The 14,346-nt window shown below is 60.3% G+C and carries 12 protein-coding genes and 1 pseudogene; 7 read left to right on the plus strand and 6 right to left on the minus strand.

Annotation, left to right across the window (positions count from 1 at the left end):
- Positions 1-184, plus strand: a pseudogene (locus tag HX875_RS32655) (hypothetical protein); the annotation flags it as partial.
- A 245-nt stretch (positions 185-429) separates the two neighbouring features.
- Here HX875_RS32655 and ccoM read toward each other — a convergent pair.
- The 3 genes from ccoM to HX875_RS30125 all read right to left on the minus strand — a co-directional run bounded on the left by ccoM (position 430) and on the right by HX875_RS30125 (position 1,439).
- Positions 430-546 (minus strand): cytochrome c oxidase subunit CcoM, encoded by a 117-nt coding sequence (gene ccoM / locus HX875_RS33030; protein WP_010176679.1) that lies wholly within the window; start codon positions 544-546, stop codon positions 430-432.
- Positions 547-689: 143 nt separating this feature from the next.
- The gene (locus tag HX875_RS30120; protein ID WP_003172386.1) at positions 690-851 is read right to left on the minus strand and encodes a hypothetical protein; all 162 of its coding nucleotides are present in this window, start codon (positions 849-851) and stop codon (positions 690-692) included.
- Positions 852-953: 102 nt separating this feature from the next.
- Positions 954-1,439: a lipocalin-like domain-containing protein gene (locus HX875_RS30125; RefSeq protein WP_177048364.1), complete on the minus strand. Its 486-nt coding sequence runs from the start codon at positions 1,437-1,439 to the stop codon at positions 954-956.
- A gap of 187 nt (positions 1,440-1,626) precedes the next feature.
- Here HX875_RS30125 and HX875_RS30130 point away from each other — a divergent pair, with 187 nt between their 5' ends.
- The 3 genes from HX875_RS30130 to HX875_RS30140 all read left to right on the plus strand — a co-directional run bounded on the left by HX875_RS30130 (position 1,627) and on the right by HX875_RS30140 (position 4,251).
- Positions 1,627-2,499, plus strand: a complete 873-nt coding sequence (locus HX875_RS30130; RefSeq protein WP_177048366.1) for a LysR substrate-binding domain-containing protein — start codon at positions 1,627-1,629, stop codon at positions 2,497-2,499.
- A gap of 88 nt (positions 2,500-2,587) precedes the next feature.
- Positions 2,588-3,058 (plus strand): RidA family protein, encoded by a 471-nt coding sequence (locus tag HX875_RS30135; RefSeq protein WP_177048368.1) that lies wholly within the window; start codon positions 2,588-2,590, stop codon positions 3,056-3,058.
- The gene (locus tag HX875_RS30140; RefSeq protein WP_177048370.1) at positions 3,055-4,251 is read left to right on the plus strand and encodes an aminotransferase class V-fold PLP-dependent enzyme; all 1,197 of its coding nucleotides are present in this window, start codon (positions 3,055-3,057) and stop codon (positions 4,249-4,251) included. The genes HX875_RS30135 and HX875_RS30140 overlap by 4 nt, the downstream gene beginning before the upstream one ends.
- Here the strand turns inward: HX875_RS30140 and HX875_RS30145 are convergent.
- Positions 4,248-4,589 carry a hypothetical protein gene (locus tag HX875_RS30145; RefSeq protein ID WP_010176684.1) on the minus strand — a complete coding sequence of 114 codons (342 nt, stop codon included), beginning with the start codon at positions 4,587-4,589 and terminating at the stop codon, positions 4,248-4,250. The two genes, HX875_RS30140 and HX875_RS30145, sit on opposite strands and share 4 nt — an antisense overlap.
- 218 nt (positions 4,590-4,807) lie before the next feature.
- Between HX875_RS30145 and rapA the strand changes: the two genes are divergently transcribed.
- Positions 4,808-7,654, plus strand: coding sequence for an RNA polymerase-associated protein RapA (rapA, locus tag HX875_RS30150; protein ID WP_177048372.1), 2,847 nt, complete (start codon positions 4,808-4,810; stop codon positions 7,652-7,654).
- Between the two features lie 57 nt (positions 7,655-7,711).
- Here the strand turns inward: rapA and HX875_RS32940 are convergent, their stop codons facing one another.
- Both HX875_RS32940 and HX875_RS30155 read right to left on the minus strand, forming a co-directional pair.
- Positions 7,712-7,834: a hypothetical protein gene (locus tag HX875_RS32940; protein WP_256348204.1), complete on the minus strand. Its 123-nt coding sequence runs from the start codon at positions 7,832-7,834 to the stop codon at positions 7,712-7,714.
- A 7-nt stretch (positions 7,835-7,841) separates the two neighbouring features.
- Positions 7,842-9,188: a spinster family MFS transporter gene (locus HX875_RS30155; protein WP_017479353.1), complete on the minus strand. Its 1,347-nt coding sequence runs from the start codon at positions 9,186-9,188 to the stop codon at positions 7,842-7,844.
- A gap of 279 nt (positions 9,189-9,467) precedes the next feature.
- Between HX875_RS30155 and HX875_RS30160 the strand changes: the two genes are divergently transcribed.
- Positions 9,468-11,729 (plus strand): putative bifunctional diguanylate cyclase/phosphodiesterase, encoded by a 2,262-nt coding sequence (locus tag HX875_RS30160; protein WP_177048374.1) that lies wholly within the window; start codon positions 9,468-9,470, stop codon positions 11,727-11,729.
- A gap of 207 nt (positions 11,730-11,936) precedes the next feature.
- On the plus strand, positions 11,937-14,114 hold the full coding sequence (locus HX875_RS30165) for a hypothetical protein (protein WP_177048376.1): 2,178 nt from the start codon (positions 11,937-11,939) through the stop codon (positions 14,112-14,114).
- Positions 14,115-14,346: the final 232 nt, after the last annotated feature.

Raw genomic sequence — 14,346 nt, forward strand, 5'->3', positions numbered from 1 at the left:
CACGGTCCACTGTAGGAGCTGGCTTGCCGGCGATGGCATCACCTCGGTGTATCTGATGTACCGAGTTGCCTGCATCGCCGGCAAGCCAGCTCCTACAGAAAAGCGGCTTTTGCCTTTGCTTCACCACACTCAGGTCGGCTTTCAGGCCGCCGTGCTGTTGATCTTGATCTTGCTTTTGATCTGACTACCCCATTCAGCCCAAGGGAACGCCGAGCCACAGCAAGGCGCCGACAAGCGGGGCAGAGCCCTTTGCTTGCTTTGGGCTGGGCCGGCATTCCGGCTTTTCAAAAGTGACCCGCTGTAAGAGCGGAACCCTAAGTAGCCGTTACCGCAGCAACAGATATGTACTCAACCCCCCTAAAAAAAAACAAAAAAAAGGCGACCGAAGTCGCCCAAAATGCCTTGCGTGCTCATGTATCCCGAAAAGACCTAAGGCTTCTTACGCTTGTTAGCGTCTTTCCAGATAAAAATTCCAAACCCTACAAAGAACATCACCATGAGGCCAACCGTCAGCACTCCGGCAAATACCACATTATCGAAAAACATGACCGGCCTCCTGCACTTGCCCTGTTGCGATAGGGCTAAGTTAACCAAGAAGACGAAAGAAGAAATTGACTAGGATCAATGTCGCCCGCGACGGGACGTAAAGAAGGGAAATAACTGACCTGCATCAAATGATGCAGGCTATATCAACGCTTTTTCGGTTTGTTTTTCGGCTTTTTCTTAGCCTTACCCAACGGCATCGCCTGCTCAAATGCCTGGCGCACTTCGTTCAGACGCTTGTCATTGAGGTCATGAACGCGTTTGGCACGTTCGGCATTCAGGTCAATCAGCTTGTCGTCATCACTCATGGCTTGGCTTACGTTGTGGCGGGAATGACTCAATAATGCGGCCTTGCCTGCGTTGCGGCAAATACCCTGGAGAAAATTCCCGCCGCACTCACACTCACTCGCTTATTTATCGCGCTCAAAGGTAATGATGGAGCGTGTAACGCCCGGCCAATTCGGCATCTCTCGCCAAGGCGTCAGCACTTCCAACGTGTCCCCCTTGACCTCAAAATCCCTGCACTGCTCGGTACCGACCCAATCCGGGTTCCAGGCGGCCTCTACCTGTGTGCACCATCGGTTGCCCTCGACCCGCTCGATACCGGTATAGGCCACCAGCGTATTCAGCAACACCGCCTTTTGCGCGTCCGTTGATCCCGCTTTTCTTCCCTCACCCGTCAGCACAAAAGCCACTCGGTGATCAGCGGTAAAAATGACGCGCCCGGTAGGATGGCCTCCCATCGCAGGAATCCGCTCAAGGGTAGCCTGGGACTCAACCTGATAACCGACCAAGCGCCATGCCCCCACCAACGGTGACTCATTTGCCAGTACCGTCCCGCAAAGTGCCGCCGTAATAGTCACCCCAAACAACCACTTTTTTACATACCTGTGCATCGTTCCATCACCTCAATAATGAGGCGTAAATTCTTCAGAATAATTGTGAAAGTCTATGTAAGACAAATCCCAAGCCAATGCCATGCAGGCCGGGCGATCAAAACCGACAGCAAAACAACGGGCGACAAATTACACCGCCATCGCCCAGAATCAGCACTTTTACACTCTACGCACGAGGCGCACTCAGGTGGCACTGCACAAGGACCTTCCCCCACTTCTGGCCCTGCGCGCCTTTGAGGCCGTGGCCCGGCATTTGAGCTTTATCAAGGCCGCCGTCGAGCTGTCGGTGACCCAGAGCGCCCTCAGCCATCAGGTGCAAAAGCTCGAACAGCACTTGGGCAAGCCACTCTTTATCCGACGCACCCGGGCCATCGATCTGACAGAAGACGGTCAGCACTACTACAACCAGATCCGCCCCGCCCTCGACGCCATCGCCGCCGCGACGCGCCAGCAACAAACACCGCCCGCCAGCACCGTGCTGCGAATCGGCCTGCTCGCCTCGTTCGCCACCTTGTGGCTGGCACCGCGCCTGGCCGGGTTTCTCAGCCGATACCCGCACATCCAGGTGGAATTGGTGCCGGCGATTCAACTGGCGGACGTCGCCGCTGCCGAGGTCGACCTGGCGATTCGCTATGGCAAGGGCGACTGGGAAGATGTGCAGGCCACCCGCTTGATGAGCGAAACCCTGTCACCGGTGTGCAGCCCGGCATTCAAGGCCAGCCAACTGGATAATGGCCCGCTGCTAATGGCCACTTCACACCGTCCTTTCGAGTGGACCGACTGGTCCCGGCATTACCAAGTGAATGTGGAGCACTATCCCAAGGCGCTGTTGCACGACTACAACATCGTGGTTGAAGCTGCCGCCGCCGGCCAGGGCATCGCCATGGGCCGCCACCGGTTGATCGAGCGCAGGTTGAAGGACGGCACGCTGGTGGAAGCCTTCGACTGGCCGCCTTACCAAAGCGAGATCGGTTACTGGCTGATCGCACCGCAAGGCGATACCCGCGAAGCGGCCGCAGCTTTCAGTAAATGGTTAAAGGAAATCTGTGCCGACGCATGAGTTATTTAGATACGTCGAGTGAGATCTATCCGTTTGTCGACCAAAATCATGCCGCCCATGCTGAAGCCTCTTTCCACGAGGATTCGACATGAGCCACTCCATCGCCCAACGCGTACAAGCCCTCGGCCTGAACCTGCCGACACCCAGCCAGCCGATCGCCAACTACGTCAATTACGTGATCAGCCAGAACCAACTGTTCATCTCCGGCCAAATCCCGCTGCTGGATGGCAAGCCGACGTACATCGGCCGACTCGGCGAGTCCATCAGCGAAGATGAAGGCGCCAAGGCCGCCGAACTCGCGGCATTGGGTCTGCTGGCGCAATTGAGCGATGCCCTGGGCGATGACTTGTCGCGGCTGGTGCGCATCATTCGGCTGGGGGTGTTTATCGCCAGCAGCGGCGATTTCCAGCGCCAGGGCGCCGTCGCCAATGGCGCGTCGAACCTGCTGGTCAACGCCCTCGGCGACAAGGGCCGCCATGCCCGTACGGCTGTGGGCGTCGCCAGTTTGCCGGGCGGCGTGGCCGTGGAGATCGACGCCATTTTCGAGCTGCAGCCGTGACCGCGCTTTCCCCGACGCAAGTCCTGGAACTGCGGGACGAAACGCCGGGCTGCCAGTCCGGCATCGTCCACTTCAATCACGCCGGTGCGTCCCTGCCCAGCCAGGGCACGCTCGACGCGATCATTGATCAGTTGCAGCGCGAAGCCCGCGACGGCCCGATGGAGACCGGCGACCACGGTGCGCTGTTGGCCGAGAAAGCCCGCCGCGCCGCCGCGCAATTGCTCAACGCGCCGGTATCATCGATTGCTTTCGCCAGCAGCGGCTCCACCGCCTGGAGCATGGCGTTCCAGGCGCTGGGCCCGTGGCAGCCGGGCGACCGGATCCTGGTGGGCCGCCACGAATGGGGCGGCAACCTGGCGAGCATGCAGACGGCCATAGAAGCAGGCGCGCGGATTGAGGTGATTCCTTGCGATGAAACCGGCGCCGTGTCCGTCGCTGGCCTGGAAGCCATGCTCGACGCACGGGTGCGGTTGATCGACCTGACCTGGCTCCCCGCCAACAGCGGTTTGATCAACCCCGCCGAGGCCATCGGCCAGGTCGCCAGGCGCCACGGCATCGCCTATTTCATCGACGCCGGCCAAGCCATCGGCCAGGTGCCGGTGGATGTTCAAGCGCTGGGGTGCGATGTGCTCAAGGGCGCCGGGCGCAAACATCTGCGGGGCCCGCGCGGGACCGCCCTGCTCTATGTGCGGCCGGATTTTCTGGAGCGCTTGAACCCTGCCCAGCGCGATGTGTTTTCTGCGCCCTGGAGCCCGGCGGGTTTCGACCTGCGCAACGACGCGCGGCGCTTTGAAACCAGCGAAGTGTCATTCGCCTTGCTGGCAGGCCTGGGCAACGCGTTGCTGGAGGTCAATCGATTGGGGGTTGAGCGGATACGCGAGACGGTCCGGCTTCTAAGCGTCACGCTTCGCGAAGAACTGCGCGGGATCGACGGGATAACCTTGCATGATCTGGGGGTGGCCGCAAACCAGTCCGGTTTGATCGCCTTCAACCTGGCCGGCTGGGACGCCTTCGAGCTCAAGCGGCGCCTGGGGCTCAAGCGGATCAACATCGGTGCCAACGGCGTGCCCTACACCCCGCTGGACATGCTGGCCCGCGGGCTGGACAGCGTGGCGCGAATTTCGCTGAGCTACCTCAACACGGCGCAAGACATCGAGCAACTGATCGCCGCCCTGCGGGAACTGCGGGATTAAACCTCGACGTCCACCCACAAGCCTTGCCGGGGCGCATCTTCGATCAGTGGCACCACCGGCACGGTGTTGTCGGCGTTGAGTTCGTCACCGGGCACAGCCAGGTGCTCCTGCGGATCCTCATCGGCTTCGCGGCGGCGCTTTTGCTGTTCCTGCTGGCGACGTTGTTCTTCGCGCAGCAACAGTGCCGCTTCCTCGGGATCGCGCTTTTGCAGGTCGATGGTGCTTTCGTTGGAGCCTGGCTGAACCGGCACCACGGGCGGGATATCCGGTTTCTGGCGCACCGGATCGAGTTGCGACGTGACCGGCACAACACTCAAGGGCAGCATGGGTGGAATCATAATTATCAGTCTCCTGTCAGCAGGCTGTCGGCTGGCGCGGGATCCACTTGAGCCTTCGTTTGCCAACTTGTGACTCAGTCGTCAGTCTCAAGTGCCTTGCCACCCGTCGATTGCAGCCCGAACCACCCGTAAAGCTTGGTAGTTTTTGTCAGAGTCCTTTGGCTGGGGCCCTTGTTCCGTTAAGATAGTCGGCTTTTTCACGGCGGGAGTCAGGCAGCATGGCGCAGCAGTATCAACCGGGGCAACGCTGGATTAGTGACAGCGAAGCAGAGCTGGGGTTAGGCACCGTTCTGGCACAGGACGGCCGCTTGTTGACCGTGCTCTATCCGGCCACTGGCGACACCCGCCAGTATGCGCTACGGAATGCGCCCCTCACTCGCGTGAGGTTTTCGCCGGGTGACACCATCACCCATTTCGAAGGCTGGAAAATGACCGTGCAAGAGGTCGACGACGTCGACGGCCTGCTGGTCTACCACGGCCTCAATGGGCAGAACGAGCAGGTCACCCTGCCGGAAACCCAACTCTCGAACTTCATCCAGTTCCGTCTGGCCAGCGACCGTCTGTTCGCCGGCCAGATCGACCCGCTGGCCTGGTTCTCCCTGCGCTACCACACGCTTGAGCACACCAGCCGCCAGTTGCAATCCTCGCTCTGGGGCCTGGGCGGCGTGCGCGCGCAACCGATCGCGCACCAGTTGCACATCGCCCGTGAAGTCGCCGACCGTATCGCGCCACGGGTTCTGCTGGCTGACGAAGTGGGCCTGGGCAAGACCATCGAGGCCGGCCTGGTGATCCATCGCCAGTTGCTGTCGGGCCGCGCCAACCGCGTGCTGATCCTGGTGCCGGAAAACCTCCAGCACCAGTGGCTGGTGGAAATGCGCCGCCGCTTCAACCTGCAAGTCGCGCTGTTCGACGAAGAACGCTTTATCGAAAGCGATGCCGCCAACCCGTTCGAAGACACCCAGCTCGCGCTGGTCGCTCTGGAATGGCTGGTGGACGACGAGAAAGCCCAGGACGCGCTGTTCGCCGCCGGCTGGGATCTGCTGGTGGTCGACGAAGCTCACCACCTGGTCTGGCACGAAGAGAAAGCCAGCCCCGAGTACTCGCTGGTGGAACAACTGGCCGAAGTGATTCCCGGCGTACTGCTGCTCACCGCAACCCCTGAACAACTGGGCCAGGACAGCCACTTCGCGCGCCTGCGCCTGCTGGACCCGAACCGCTTCCACGACCTGCACGCCTTCCGCGCCGAGAGCGAAAACTATCGCCCGGTGGCCGAAGCCGTCCAGGAGCTGCTGGACAAGGGCCGCCTGTCTCCAGCCGCCCACAAGACCATCCAGGGTTTCCTCGGTGACGAAGGCGAAGCGCTGCTGACCGCCGTCAACGATGGCGACGCCGAAGCCAGCGCCCGCCTGGTGCGCGAACTGCTGGACCGCCACGGCACCGGCCGCGTGCTGTTCCGCAACACCCGCGCCGCGGTGCAAGGCTTCCCGGAGCGCAAGCTGCACGCCTACCCGCTGCCGTGCCCGGACGAATACCTCGAACTGCCCCTGGGCGAACACGCCGAGCTGTACCCGGAAGTCAGCTTCCAGTCGCAGCCGGATGTGGATGAAGAACAGCGCTGGTGGCGTTTCGACCCGCGGGTCGAGTGGCTGATCGACCAGCTGAAAATGCTCAAACGCACCAAAGTGCTGGTGATCTGCGCCCACGCCGAAACCGCCATGGACCTGGAAGACGCCCTGCGCGTGCGCTCCGGCATCCCGGCCACGGTGTTCCACGAAGGCATGAACATCCTCGAGCGTGACCGCGCCGCTGCCTACTTTGCAGACGAAGAGTTCGGCGCCCAGGTGCTGATCTGCTCGGAAATCGGCAGTGAAGGCCGCAACTTCCAGTTCTCCCACCACCTGGTGCTGTTCGACCTGCCGTCCCACCCGGACCTGTTGGAACAGCGGATCGGCCGTCTCGACCGGATCGGCCAGAAGCATGTGATCGAACTGCACGTGCCGTACCTGGAAACCAGCCCGCAAGAGCGGCTGTTCCAGTGGTACCACGAAGCGCTGAATGCGTTCCTCAACACCTGCCCGACCGGCAACGCCTTGCAGCACCAGTTCGGCCCGCGCCTGCTGCCGCTGCTGGAAAACGCCGACGACGGCGAGTGGCAAGCGCTGATCGACGAAGCCCGCACCGAACGCGAGCGCCTCGAAGCCGAGCTGCACACCGGCCGCGACCGCCTGCTGGAGCTCAACTCCGGCGGCGCCGGCGAAGGTGATGCGCTGGTGGAAGACATCCTTGAGCAAGACGACCAGTTCACCCTGCCGATCTACATGGAAACCCTGTTCGACGCCTTCGGCATCGACAGCGAAGACCATTCGGAAAACGCGCTGATCCTCAAGCCCAGCGAAAAAATGCTCGACGCCAGCTTCCCCCTGGGCGACGACGAAGGCGTGACCATCACCTACGACCGCAACCAGGCGCTGTCGCGCGAAGACATGCAGTTCATCACCTGGGAACACCCGATGGTGCAGGGCGGCATGGACCTGGTGCTGTCCGGTTCCATGGGCAACACCGCCGTGGCGCTGATCAAGAACAAGGCGCTCAAACCCGGCACCGTGTTGCTGGAACTGCTCTACGTCAGCGAAGTGGTTGCCCCGCGCTCGCTGCAACTGGGCCGCTACCTGCCACCGGCCGCGTTGCGCTGCCTGCTGGATGCCAACGGCAATGACTTGTCGGGCCGCGTCTCGTTCCTGACCTTGAACGACCAGCTGGAAAGCGTGCCGCGTGCCAGTGCCAACAAGTTCGTCCAGGCTCAGCGCGACCAGCTGACGCCACGGATCAACGCCGGTGAAGAGAAGATCGCACCGCGCCACGCCGAGCGTGTGGCCGAGGCTCAACGTCGCCTGGCGGCGGATACCGACGAAGAACTGGCACGCCTGACCGCGTTGCAAGCGGTCAACCCGACCGTGCGTGACAGCGAACTGGTTGCCCTGCGCCAGCAGCGCGAGCAAGGCCTGGCCATGCTCGACAAGGCGGCGCTGCGACTGGAAGCGATTCGGGTGTTGGTCGCGGGCTAAAGTCGCCGCTCTGCCCTGCCAAGCAAAAAGGCCCGCGCAATGCGGGCCTTTTTTTGTTCACAGGGTTTCATCGGTGACCTTGCTGCCGTCATCGCGGGCAAGCCCGGCTCCCACAGTGACCGTGTACATCAGCAACAACTCGATCAGGTGTGGGAGCTGGCTTACCTGCGATGGCGTCACCTCGGTCTCAAGCAGTCACCGCCGCAGCCGGCACCTCCACCACCCCCAACCCATCCTTCATCCGCTTGGCATCACGCACAAAACTGCGGGACGCCTGGAACAGAAACAGCATGGTCAGAAACAGCGCCACCGGAATCAGGTACATGGCATCGTGCAACCCTATGGCTTTATAAGCCTCGGTCATCTGCTCCGCCCCCGCCGCATACATCGCTGAGTGGGCAAAATGATCCGACAACCCGCCCACCACAATCGGCCCCATGCCACCCCCCAGCAAATACAAGCCGGCGAAGAACAACGCCATCGCCGTCGCCCGCAGGCGCGGCTCCACCACGTCCTGGATCGCCGTGTACACGCAGGTGTAGAAGTTATAGGCAAACAGCCAGCCCACACTGAACAGCGCCACAAACACACCAATCTCGATCCGCCCGGCGTGCAACGCCCAAGCCGTGGTGACAGTGGAGATGATCAGGCTGCACGCCGCGAACAGCAGCCGGCCGTTAGCGATGCGCTGATGAATCTTGTCGGCAATCCAGCCGCCCAGGGTCAGGCCCACCAGGCCGGTAATGCCGACGATAACACCGGTGGCCACCGCCGCATCCTGCAGCGGCAACAGGAAATAACGTTGCAGCATCGGCACCAGGAACGAGTTGCAGGCGTAGGTGGCGAAGTTGAAGCACAACCCTGCCAGCACCAGCCACAGGAAAGTCGGTACCGCCAGCACCCGGCGAATCGGCCGGTCGACTTTCTCCTGGGAGACTTGCACGGTTTCCGCCGCGCCGCGCTTGGGCTCCTTGATGTAGAACATGAAGACCGCGAGGATCAGCCCCGGCACCGCGGCAATAAAGAACGGTGCGCGCCAGCTGTCGAACGCCTTGACCATCGCGCCGATGGTGAAGAACGCCAGCAACAGACCCAGGGGCAGGCCGAGCATGAAGATCCCCATGGCCCGCGCCCGACGGTGGGCCGGAAACAGGTCGCCGATCAGCGAGTTGGCCGCTGGCGCATAACTGGCCTCGCCGATGCCGATGCCCATGCGCACCAGCAAGAAGGTCCAGAAACTGCCCACCAGACCATTCACCGCGGTCAGGCCGCTCCACGCCGCCAGCCCCCAGCCCATGAGTTTGCTGCGTGAGCCGGTGTCGGCCATGCGCCCGAGGGGCAGTCCGGCGATCGCATAAACAATGGTAAACGCGGTGCCGATGATGCCGAGCTGGAAGTCGCTGAGGTGCCACTCCATACGGATCGGTTCAATGATGATCGCGGGAATGGTGCGGTCAAAAAAGTTGAACAGGTTGGCCAGAAACAACAGGAACAGAATGCGCCAGGCATTCGCCGCTTGGGTCGAGTTCTGCATGGGTCCGTCTCTTTTATTGTTATGTGAGCCGCGATGCCAGACGCATCCTGAGCCCGGAACCTGCAATCTAGTCAGCCCCGCGGTGATTGTCTGTAATGATTCGTAAGTCTGATGTCACTCCATCGGGCGACCCTGGCGGTCATCCCTATTCATTTAGTTCTAGTTGTTTATAAATTCATCGCCAAATGATTAGAAGCAATCTGCCATCAGCCCTTGCAACCTGCCCACGCTCTCTATACTCAGAGCATTGTCAGGCAAAGACTTATGACGGGACATGCTATGGAATGGCTTGGTTTGCATTTTTTTACCGACCTTCCGGACAGCGGGCACTTATTACTCAATTGCAGTCATAACCCCTTTCTGGTGCTACTTGCGTATGTAGTGGCGTGTGCAGCGGGCTTCGGCACCCTGGACATGGCCGAGCGTGTCGGCCATGTCGACAACCTCAAGGCTCAACGGCACTGGCGCTGGGTAGGCGCGGGCTGCCTGGCAGGCGGCATCTGGTCGACCCACTTCATCAGCATGCTGGCCTTCCAGGCGCCTATCGCAATTCACTACGAATTGATCATGACATTCGCCTCGCTGCTGATCGCCCTGATCGCTTCGCTGTTCGCCATGCAAACCCTCAGTCACCCAAGGCTGCACGCTTATCAATATGTGCTGGCGTCGGTGTGGATGGGCCTGGGCATTGCCCTGATGCACTACGTTGGCATGTCGGCCATGCGCTCCGAGGCGGGCGTGTATTTCGAGACCGGGCTGTTCCTGGCCTCGGTGGTGATCGCCATCGGCGCCAGCCTGGCGGCGTTGCTGCTGTCGCTGTACCTGCGCAACGGCACGGGGATGTTCCATCAATTACTCAAGTACGCCGCCAGCCTGGTGCTCGGCGCCGGCATTATCAGCATGCACTTCACCGGCATGGCGGCCATGCAACTGCTGGTGCCTGAGGGCGTGGTGCCGTCGGCGCTGCCGGTGGACAACAACCCGGTCCAACTGGGCCTGCTGGTGGCGGTCATCGCCTTGCTGGTGATCGGCAGCAGCATCAGCGCCGCCCTGGCAGACAAGAAGCTGCAACACAAGGAAACCGACCTGCGCCGGGTCAATGCACTGCTCACCGAGCTGGACCAGGCTCGCGCCTCCCTGCAACAGGTGGCGCACTACGACGCCCTGACCAGCCTGCTCAACCGCCGTGGCTTCAACCAGATCTTTGCCGAGAAGCTTGCGGAAAAAACCGCCACCGACGGCATGCTGGCGGTGATTTTCCTGGACATCGACCACTTCAAGCGCATCAACGACAGCCTCGGTCACGACGCCGGTGACGAACTGCTGACCGTGCTCGCCGGCCACATCAAAGGCTCGGTACGCAGCCATGACGATGTGGTCGCGCGGTTTGGCGGTGACGAGTTCTGCATCCTGATCAGCATCCATCATCGCGATGAGGCGCGGCACATGGCCCAGCGCATCATGCAGAAAATGAAAGACCCCATCGAACTGGCGGGCCGGCGCATGGTGATGACCACCAGCATCGGCATCAGCCTCTTCCCCGAAGATGGCAAAACCAGCGAAGAATTGCTTAAAACCGCCGACCTTGCGCTGTATCAGTCCAAGGATGCCGGGCGCAACAGCCTGAACTTCTTCAGCTCCAACCTGAAAACCCGGGCCTTCCTGGAACTGCAGCTCGAAGAAGAACTGCGGGCGGCCCTGCGCGGCAAGAACGAATTGGTGCTGTTCTACCAACCGATTCTTGACCTAAAAAAAGGCAAGATCACCCGCCTTGAAGCCCTGGTGCGCTGGCAACATCCCCAACATGGCCTGCTGACCCCGGATCGGTTTATCGGCATTGCCGAAAACAACGGGCTGATTGCCGAACTGGATCACTGGGTGCTGCGCCAGGCCTGTCACGACCTGAGTCTGCTGTCGGAGCAGGGTCATACAGAATTGATCATGGCGGTCAATTGCTCGGCCCTGAACCTGACCCGCGACGAGTTGGCCGACGAAATCGAAAGCGCTCTGCGCTTCGGCGGGATCGCTGCCAATCGCCTGGAACTGGAAGTGACCGAGAACGCCCTGATGGGCAATATCAGCAGCACCCTGGCGCTGCTGCGGCAGATCCGCGCCCTGGGCGTCTCGCTGTCGATTGACGACTTCGGCACCGGCTATTCGTCCCTCGCCTATCTCAAGCGACTGCCGCTGAATACCTTGAAAATCGACCGCTCGTTTATCCAGGACATTCCCAAATCCACCACCGACATCGAGATCGTCCAAGCCATTATCGGCATGGCCCACACCCTGCACTTGCAGGTGGTGACCGAAGGCGTGGAAACCCTGCAACAGCTGGAAGTGGTGCAAAAACACGGCTGCGATTTCGTCCAGGGTTACTTGCTCAGTGCTGCAGTGCCGATGAGTGATATCAGCGCGGTGATCAACGGCCTTGATCAGCACAACATGTTCAGCCTGCTGGGCCTCACGGGCGGTGAGCCGGTGCCGAAAGACCCGCCTTCGGGTCGTACGGGGCCGGCGTCCATCGTTCGGCCAATTCGCTGACGCCGAAAATTTGGCAAATCGCCATCATTTCATTAAAGAACCCCGACGAACGGCCGATTCATCAGAGTCCGGCCAGAGTTTCCCCCTTAAAACCCTAGGGTTAAACCCTATCGCCCAGGACCAGGACGCACTGTAAAGTTGCGATCTCTCATTCTGTGATGGCTATTTGATACTTTTCCAGCCATCCGTCCAGGCACATGGCGCACAATGACTTCTAAAAATAACTCTGCCACTGCGGTATCCGACGTGTTGCTGACAGGCCCTGCGGAAAAACCCTCAGGTTCAAAGTCATTGAGCACCGCCCGCCCGCTGGCCACCCAGCAGTACCTGTACTTCACCGAGACCAACACCGACCGCATCCTCGATAACCTCGACGGCCTGCGCGACATGGTGTTCCCGCGTGCGCCGCACCTGGAAGTCGACGGTGAGTTGCGCAACGAGCAGGAATTCCCCTCGGTGTGCCTGATCGGCCTGGGCCGCTGCGGTTCGAACATTGCCCTGGATGTGGCGGAGTTGGTGTACAACGCCCGCAAGTTCTACCTCAACGAATTCAGCAACGAAGACAAGTCCACCGATAAGGGATATCGACCCGCCCAGTGGATTCGCAACAACCTGCGCCTGGGTTCTAACAAGGGCACCAAGCCGGTATTCTTGGTAGAGCCGCTGGTGATGCTGGGCGACCTGGACAAGGACATCGCCGGGCGCATCCGTTTCTCGCGCAAGGGTGAGAAAAGCGGTTTCCTGCGGGACTACAGCAAGATGAAAATCATGGACCTCTCGGAAGTCCATGCCGGTGGCGCCGGTAACGCTCCGATCCTCGGCCAGTACCTGGCCAAGATCATCCTCAACAAAGACACCCAGCGCTTCTCCAGCCCCGACTGGAAGATGATCCATTCGTACCTGATCGACTCCTGCGGCATCAAAGCCAACCAGTCGCGGTTGTACTTCTCGATCTTCAGTGCCGGCGGCGGTACCGGCTCGGGCATGGCCTCGGAATTCGGCCTGGCCCAGCAGCACTCGTACATGAACAAGACGTTCGACACCAAGCCCGCCGACGAGCACGACAGCAAAAGCGGCCACGCCTTTGTGTTCGAGCCGATCTTCACCAGCGGCATTTGTGTGCTGCCGAATATCTCCGATCACCGCAGCGAAATGTCCGAGGCGCTGCACATCAACGCCGGGCGGCTGCTGTGCAAATACCTGTCGGAGGAATGGGACTTCTCGTACAACTTCGACAATGAAGACAGCAGCGAAGCCAGCGTGAAAGGCCGCATCCGGCCGTGGAACGCGATGATGCTGATCTCCAACGACATCATGCGTTACGCCGAAGAAAGCGATGACGGCAATATCCAGAACATTGATGTCAATGCCATGGAGAAACACGCCAACCAGTACATCTCGCAGCAGATCTTCAACATTCTGACGGCCCAGGCGGTTACGACCGACTACGATCAGAACTATTTCCGTCGGGCCGGGATCGACATTGGCGAGACCATCCGCCTGGATGCCAACGACCTGTTCATGAGCCTGGCCGGCCCGGTGGCGATTGCCTACGCCGAATCGGTGGTGCCGGAAACCCCGGCGCCGTCGAGCGACAAGTTCAAGGTGTTCGAAAAAGAGCCGCAGCGGCTGAACATCGACGACCTGTTCTTCCGCTCCATTGACCTGCCGCACTTCAACAAGGTGACCCAGGCGATAGAGGGCATCAGCCTGTTGCCGATTGAGTCCAAGCGCTACAAGGCGTCCCTGGAGCAGTACAAGAACTCCGGGTATGACGCGGCGGCGCTGCATGACCTGCACTTCTTCAAGAACTGCTCGTCGGTGGTGTCGATTGTGTCGTTGCCCAAGGATTACAAGCTGTCCTATATGGACCTGAACCGGCTCAAGACGCACCTCAACAGCCTGTTTCCCAACACGACCCTCAAGCGTTATGCGTTGGTGATCGGGGCGTCGGCCAACTTGTCGCTGACCACCTTGATCGCCAAGAGTCCGTGTTTGTCGGACGACTTTTTGACGTTGATCGTGGCGTTTATCAAGCGTTGCTTTGCGCGTAATCCTTATCGGTTTGATGACACGCTGGATAATTCGATTCTGGACTTCATCATCCATGAGGACTTTGATGAAGACCGGATTGATGAACTGCTCAACGAGTTCGAGAACCCGGCGAAGATCCTGGACACCAACTGGTATGCGATCAAACCGATGTATGAGAAGAAGTACCGTGAGTTGATCAACGACAAGGACAAGTTTGTGTCGATCAACGATATCCGGCTGTCGCGGGATTGTGTGAAGAAGGCGATCAAGTACCTGCGCGAGATTTATCGTCACCGGATTGGGAAGACCAAGGTTATTTCGCTGAATAACCATACCGGGAAGACTGCGTAGGCTGGTTGTTGCTGGGGTGGGGGGGCATATCCGTTATTTAGGTGATGGCTGATATTGGTTCCGCTCTTACAGCGGCTCACTTTTGAAAAGCGCAAAAGTAAGCAAAACGCTCTTGCCCCACCACTCGGCACCTCGCTTAGGCTCGGTGTGCCCTCTCTCCGGTATCACCAAGCGGGCCGCCGCGACGGGGCGTCCCTGCCCCGTCGCGGCTTAACCGGCGTCCTGCCGGTTT

The organism is Pseudomonas yamanorum, from assembly GCF_013386765.1.
In the GTDB taxonomy this organism is placed as follows: Bacteria; Pseudomonadota; Gammaproteobacteria; order Pseudomonadales; family Pseudomonadaceae; genus Aquipseudomonas; species Aquipseudomonas yamanorum_A.

What these genes read in the sequence shown, in the direction of transcription:
- rapA (WP_177048372.1), top strand. Translation starts at nt 4,808, where the DNA reads ATGGCGCAGCAGTATCAACCGGGGCAACGCTGGATTAGTGACAGCGAA.
- HX875_RS30125 (WP_177048364.1), bottom strand. Translation starts at nt 1,439, where the DNA reads ATGCACAGGTATGTAAAAAAGTGGTTGTTTGGGGTGACTATTACGGCG.
- HX875_RS30135 (WP_177048368.1), top strand. Translation starts at nt 2,588, where the DNA reads ATGAGCCACTCCATCGCCCAACGCGTACAAGCCCTCGGCCTGAACCTG.
- HX875_RS30160 (WP_177048374.1), top strand. Translation starts at nt 9,468, where the DNA reads ATGGAATGGCTTGGTTTGCATTTTTTTACCGACCTTCCGGACAGCGGG.
- HX875_RS30120 (WP_003172386.1), bottom strand. Translation starts at nt 851, where the DNA reads ATGAGTGATGACGACAAGCTGATTGACCTGAATGCCGAACGTGCCAAA.
- ccoM (WP_010176679.1), bottom strand. Translation starts at nt 546, where the DNA reads ATGTTTTTCGATAATGTGGTATTTGCCGGAGTGCTGACGGTTGGCCTC.
- HX875_RS30145 (WP_010176684.1), bottom strand. Translation starts at nt 4,589, where the DNA reads ATGATTCCACCCATGCTGCCCTTGAGTGTTGTGCCGGTCACGTCGCAA.
- HX875_RS30165 (WP_177048376.1), top strand. Translation starts at nt 11,937, where the DNA reads ATGACTTCTAAAAATAACTCTGCCACTGCGGTATCCGACGTGTTGCTG.
- HX875_RS30155 (WP_017479353.1), bottom strand. Translation starts at nt 9,188, where the DNA reads ATGCAGAACTCGACCCAAGCGGCGAATGCCTGGCGCATTCTGTTCCTG.